The sequence below is a fragment of the Oscillibacter sp. CAG:155 genome, from assembly GCA_000436875.1.
In the GTDB taxonomy this organism is placed as follows: Bacteria; Bacillota; Clostridia; order Oscillospirales; family Oscillospiraceae; genus Oscillibacter.
This window is the reverse complement of record FR890840.1, coordinates 1-6,167: the sequence shown is the minus strand read 5'-3', so window position 1 is coordinate 6,167 and position 6,167 is coordinate 1. Positions and strand designations below refer to the sequence as shown.

The 6,167-nt window shown below is 49.7% G+C and carries 5 protein-coding genes and 1 pseudogene; 4 read left to right on the top strand and 2 right to left on the bottom strand.

The window, feature by feature from the left end; all coding sequences use genetic code 11:
• Nucleotides 1–449: 449 nt before the first annotated feature.
• A complete protein-coding gene (locus QZL67_RS01320) occupies nt 450–785 on the top strand; it encodes a hypothetical protein (RefSeq protein ID WP_022288984.1) in 336 nt (111 codons plus the stop codon).
• 302 nt (nt 786–1,087) lie between these two features.
• A pseudogene (locus QZL67_RS01315) lies at nt 1,088–1,389 on the top strand (hypothetical protein); the annotation flags it as partial.
• Nucleotides 1,390–1,496: 107 nt separating this feature from the next.
• Here the strand turns inward: QZL67_RS01315 and QZL67_RS01310 are convergent.
• Nucleotides 1,497–1,940, bottom strand: a complete 444-nt coding sequence (locus QZL67_RS01310; protein WP_022288983.1) for a cupin domain-containing protein — start codon at nt 1,938–1,940, stop codon at nt 1,497–1,499.
• Nucleotides 1,941–2,028: 88 nt separating this feature from the next.
• Between QZL67_RS01310 and QZL67_RS01305 the strand changes: the two genes are divergently transcribed.
• Nucleotides 2,029–2,784 carry a DUF421 domain-containing protein gene (locus QZL67_RS01305; protein WP_022288982.1) on the top strand — a complete coding sequence of 252 codons (756 nt, stop codon included), beginning with the start codon at nt 2,029–2,031 and terminating at the stop codon, nt 2,782–2,784.
• 823 nt (nt 2,785–3,607) lie between these two features.
• Here QZL67_RS01305 and QZL67_RS01300 read toward each other — a convergent pair.
• Nucleotides 3,608–4,540 carry a LysR family transcriptional regulator gene (locus tag QZL67_RS01300; protein ID WP_022288981.1) on the bottom strand — a complete coding sequence of 311 codons (933 nt, stop codon included), beginning with the start codon at nt 4,538–4,540 and terminating at the stop codon, nt 3,608–3,610.
• Nucleotides 4,541–4,785: 245 nt separating this feature from the next.
• Between QZL67_RS01300 and QZL67_RS01295 the strand changes: the two genes are divergently transcribed.
• Nucleotides 4,786–6,057 carry an SLC13 family permease gene (locus QZL67_RS01295; RefSeq protein ID WP_022288980.1) on the top strand — a complete coding sequence of 424 codons (1,272 nt, stop codon included), beginning with the start codon at nt 4,786–4,788 and terminating at the stop codon, nt 6,055–6,057.
• Nucleotides 6,058–6,167: the final 110 nt, after the last annotated feature.

Genomic DNA, 6,167 nt, shown 5'->3' with positions numbered 1-6,167 from the left:
ATACGGCCTTAGGCACAGAGGAGCGCCACCCGGCACAGGGAGATTCCCCAGAGCTCGGCGGCTTGTTTGGTCGTCAGAAATTCCATAAAGCAGCCCTATTATGACAAATTGATTTCCTGTGCCTGATGATTGCCCTTTACTTAGGCGCTATGGCCTTGGCGCATCCACTATACTATTTTTCGGCAGAACATCCAGAGAAACAAGGGGGCTGGGTATGCAAAGGATGCAATCAGAATTTAATATCCGGGTGCCTGGGGGTACTCTGGTTGCATGGCGGTGTGACTTTGCGGCCAGGTCCCTATATTCTTTACTGCGGCACAAATTTTGAGCGTTTGAGGAAATGCCCAATAAGGTGGCTCTGGTGCAGGGGTCTGTTTTCTCTGGCGTGTAACCATTTTTTATCTCGTGCATAGTATGGGAATGGCTATTGCCAGAAAGGAGTTTCTCTTATGGCCAATTTGAATCCGGAAGTGTTCAACGAATCCCAGACTTGTCCCGCTGTGGGCTATCAGTCTGCGTCTATTTGCGTCCCTGTGACCGTTACTCCCTTTGCCCAGGCCGGCGTTGCCACCACCAAATGCTGCGGCGATCCTGTGGTTACCCCGGGCCGTGAGGTATGCGGGGGGACGAAAAACGGCTCTTGCTTTTTTACCATCACCCAGAATATTTGCGTGGCGGTACCTGTAGAATTCGGTGCAGTGGCCACGGTGGGAGACAGCTATGTCAACTGCAACGGCGCCTCGGAGCAGGATATTTGCACTGATTGCGGAAAAGATTCTCTCTGACTGAGCCTACACCACCCAATGCCGGATCCCCTTCTGGGAGAGCAGGCGCCTTGTGTGAACCCCCACATAGCTTTGAAGTGGGTTGCCCCATTTCCCCTGCGCATTTCTCAGCCTCCCGTCCAGTGCGGGAGGCTGTTTTGTGATCCGCAGCAGCGGACAAACTCGAAACGCCACAGCAAAAATTACCCCACTGCACAAAATGCTCTGTCTAAAACCGACTCAAACGTCGGAAATGGGCACGGCCTGGCAATACGCCCAAGCCAATCCGTCGGCCGTCCGCGCTTATGCGGCCATTATAAAGGTCAGCCCAGGACTGTATCACGCCGGGCGAAGCGCCGTATATTGGTCGTTACGCAGCCAGCCGGCCTAACTGGTATATAGCCACAGGCTTTCAAAAATGGGGTATGACCACATCCATGGTTTCCGCCATGATCCTCCGGGATATGATCTGCGGAAAAGGAAATCCCTATGCTCGCACCTGGGTTATCAGTTGGAGCGGGATTCTGATGAACAAAGCTGGGACTGTCCCTGTCACGGCACACACTTTGGCTCCCAAGGACGGTTGACATTGGGACTGGCCCAGGAAGGCATCTTCCTGGAATAAATACCGGTAGAGGAAACAGCAGAAGTACCGGCACAATTCCATTGGGATGCCGGTACTTCTTATACTGTACAGTTTATGTTTTCTGTATTTACCGGGAGGATACAGGATCAATCTTTTTTGGCAGCATCTGCCTTTGTGCAGTGAACCGTTCCTTTCGGATGGTGGGGCGGCGCGTAAATAGAGGAAATCTTCAACGGGCAATTTCCGGTATTGCAAACATTGTGCCAGGCTCCTGCCGGCACGAAAATGCCGTCCCCTGTATTCAAGCAGCACTGAAAATCCAGTTTTTCCTTGCAGGTTCCTACAAAGACAAGCCCCTGCCCGCTTTCCACCCGAATGAACTGGTCCGTGTCGGAGTGCATTTCCAAACCGATATCGCAGCAGGGCGGAATGTCCATCAGGGTCATTTGCAAGTGGCATCCTGTCCAAAGCGCAGCGCGGAAGTTCTGATTTTGCCTTGCTGCGCACGTGATATTGACGGCAAATGGCGCCGGCCCGTGGTCGGTCACAAAAGCGTCACAGCCGCACTTCATACAAGGATGAGATTCCATATGATTGCTCCTTTTATTGTTGCTACCTCATTCTATGTGCCGGCCTGTGTTTGGTGAACAGCGTTAAAAACAGCGCGTACTGTCATGCATGTTTTCGGCACTTTCAGTCAGACTATGGGGAAAGGGGGCGTGTCATATTCAATTCTTCACTCTTTGCCTCACAACTCTGGGCTCCTTTGCCGCGCTTTTTATCGCAGCAAAACTCATCGGCCACAAGCAGATCGCACAATTGGATTTCTTTGACTATATCACGGGAATCACCATCGGCTCTATTGCCGCAGAAATGGCCACAGAACTGGAGGAACCCTGGAAGCCGCTTATTGCGATCCTGATTTACGCAGGGATTACCCTGATACTCAGCGTCGTCACCAACAAACTCCCCAGGACCCGCAGATATCTCTATGGGTCGCCCACCATTCTCATGGATCAGGGGAAGCTCTATCGGGAAAATTTGAAAAAGTCCAAGCTGGATTTAAACGAATTTATTGTCATGTGCAGACAGCAGGGATACTTTGATCTCACCAGCATTCAAACTGCAATTTTTGAGTTCAACGGAAAACTGACCATTCTCCCGGTGAGCACCCAGCGTCCCGCAACGCCCGGCGACATGAATCTATCCCCCGAGCAGGAACTGCTGTGTACCGAGTTGATTATGGACGGACAGATTCTGGAGAGTAATCTCAAGCGTATGGGATTGAATTTGACCTGGCTGGACAAGCAGCTCAAGCAGCGCGGCATTCATTCCGCCAAGGATGTTTTCTTGGCAGTCTGCGATAGAAATGGGAAACTTGTGATCTATGAAAACGGTGATGAGAAAAAGCATGCGGCAAGACAAGCAAAATAGGCCCATCAGATTTTTGCGCCCCCTTAACTGACTGATGGAGGTATTTGAATGGCAAAAAAAGGAATGGCTCGCCCGGACTGGACCCATGTGCAACCCCGAAACGAGGTTGCTCCCGTTCCACAGATTCAAGGAAAGGCCAAACACGGAAAAGAGCGGGCAAAGCCCATTGTCAAGGGGACTTCCGTCCCTGACCAAAAGGTTTCCCATTAGCGCAAAAACAGGGGGCTGTCAGCAGGCATTCCCTAGGAATGAAGGGCCGTCCCAAAATGAGGCGGCCCTTCATTATTAGGGAAGAAAGCCTTTGACAAAGATAGGCTTTCTCCATATGTTATCACCAGCACGCAGACCAGAAAAAACTGCTCATGTTCCACCCTCTCGAAACCTTAACTGCCGCAACCAGTTCAGGCCGCAGCACGTATCACAGAAGTCTGCGGAGCAGATGGATTTTGTGCAGTAAATGACCCCTGGAAAATCATTCGATCGTAGCGGAAGCGGTTAAAAGCTGCTAAAAACAATCAAAAAAGTTTCCAAGGTTTGTTCACACGCAGAAGATCACTGGTCCGAGCCCATCAGTCCCTGTCAAAAAGTTTGCCCTCAAATTTTGATTTTGCGCTGACCAATACATTGACCAATACAGCGATCGTCTTCATTAGAGCCGTGCAGCACCAAGCGAGTTTTCCCTCTCGACGTTGCACTGGGTTCTTATTTTGCGGCAAATTTTAAGAACAATCGCTTATTAATACTGGAACCATCCCCAAAGGCAACACAATTAATTTTCAAAGGACTACTCTCCCCGCTTGTATACTTGTGGGATGCCCCAGCATCAAGGATCTTTTTGAAACTGCTGCTTCATCACTTCAATAAACAGTTGAGACAGGTGGGTCAGATAGGTATCCTTTCGATACACCGCAGCTAAATCCCAGACGAGCTCCGAGGAGTTTGTCACGAAATAGGTAACCGCACCGGGATGCTGGCAAACCTTGGCTCCTTCCTCGGGCACAAACGTACAGGCAATCCCCTGGGCTGTAAGGTTGATTGCCGTGGTCAGATTTCCGGTTTCCAGAAGAATATCTGGCTCAATGTGGTTTTTTCCCAGCATATGCCTGACCTCGTGAGTCAAATTTTGACCGGGCTTTGTCAGAATTAAAGGAATATGTTCGAGAAGTTCCAGCGGCGCAAGCGGATATCCCTCAAAAGTGGAACAATCTGCAAGTAAATCCCGCACATACGGATGATGTGTGGGCGCTGCCAGCAGAATACGCTCTTCGCAAATAATCTCGCATGTCAATTTGTTGTAATCCAAAGTTCGAGGCAGGTTCATAACGGCAAGATCAATTTTATCATTCATCAGCGCACTCTCCAATTGAACCGATCGCCCCTCTGTCAGTTCAATATGGATATCAGGATATAGCTGGTGAAATCTGGGGAATACATCCGGCAACAAACAGGCACTGCGCCATAGGGCCACCCCTAATCGCAGGCGTCCGCTTGTCTGGTTTTTGATGTCCTGAAATTCCCGGCGGACATTTTCGTCCAGCTTCATAAGTTGGAGGACGTGCTGATAATAACGCTCTCCTGTGTAGGTCAGCCGCAGGGGGGATGTACTGCGGTCAAACAATTCTACCCCCAGGCTTGTCTCCAAGCGCTTCAAGTACTGACTGAGCGAAGGCTGTGAGATATACAAACGCTCTGCAGCCTTCGTCAGGCTTCCCGCCTCTACAATCGCAACGAAATATTCGTAATTGCGAAAGACCATACAGGCCACTTCCCTCCAAGATATAATGTTAACATTATAATCTTTATATTACCTTTCGTCTTTGACGAAAGCAAGATGAGACAGTAAAATAAAAGGCAGAAAGCAAAAATGTGCACGTATTTTGCTAAAAATGCATTTATAAGTCAAGATTTTAAATTTATGATCCAAAAGGGAGAAGTAACAAGAAAATTATACGTGACCCGCGAATTTCTAGTATTCAGTGAAAAAAAGAAAGGAGAAATTCTATGAGTCCTGCTGCAATTACTCTCTTGGTTCTGCTCATTATGGTTGTGTTTTTTGTAACAGAAAAACTTCCGGCGGCCCTGGTGTCCATGTTGGGGGGCAGCGTATTGGTACTGTGCGGGATCATTGAACCCGCTCAATTATTCAGCGCATTTTCCGGCAGCACCATTGTTCTGATTGCTGCAATGATGGTAGTTGGGTCCGCCCTGTTCCATACAGGGATTGCTGCCAAAATGGCAGACATTTTGGTCAAACTCACGGGTACATCTGAAAATGGCATTATGGTTGCTTTCATGTTGGTGGCAACCATCATTTCCGCTGTGTGCAGTGGTGTGGCAGTGGTGGCTATGCTTCTGCCAATTGTTATCAGTGTCAGTCAGCGGGCAGGAGTCTCTGTGTCCCGGCAGCTGATCCCCATGTCCTTTGCCGCTAGTTTTGGCTGCAACCTGACACTGATGGGCGCCGCCAGTAATATTGTAGTCAATGGTGCCTTGGAAGATCTAGGAACGACTCCTCTTTCCTTTTTTGAACTTGGGAAGGTAGGAATTCCTATCTCCATCGCCGGTATGGTATTTTTCCTGACGATTGGAAAACGCTTTTTGACTCCTGGAGATACTGCTGATAAGGAGTATTTAGCGGAATATACCGGCAGCAACAAGGCAGTGGAGTTCAACCCAATCAAGGCTGGCCTGTGCCTTGTGATCCTAGCGGTGCTGCTGGTGGCCATGGCTGTAGACAGCGACGCATTCCCCATGTATCTGGTTGCGGCATTTGCTGCATTTGTTATGGTTCTGACTGGCTGCATTAAGCAGGCGGACGCTTACAAAGCAATCGATATGTCTACTCTCTTTATCGTAGCAGGCATGAGTGCGGTCTCCACGGGCATGAGCAACAGCGGCGCAGGCGCTCTCATTGCCGATACAGCCGTACGGTTGCTGGGCGAACATCCTAATAAACTAATCGTGCTGTTTGTGATCTTGGTATTGGTAACACTGCTGACCAACGCCATGATGAACACTTCCTGTGCCATGCTGGTCACACCGCTGTTTATCCCGGTAGCACAGGCTTTCGGCATGAGCACCTCCGCAGTGGCTGTTGCCATCTGCGTGGCAGCATCCTCGCCGTTCTTGACTCCGGTGGGCAGCGGAACCAATACGCTGATTGTTCGTCCGGGCAATTTGAAGTTTATGGACTTCTTCCGGCCTGGGCTTGGGCTCTCCGTGGTAATCATGATTGTCGCCATGATCTTCATTCCGGTGTTTTGGCCTCTGTAAACATAGAGAAAGGAGTTGAAACAACCATGAAAGCAGTTGTTGTCGATAAGGACTACGGCAGTGTTTCTGCCGAGGAACTGGACAGGGTAGCGGCAGCCTATCAGGCTGCC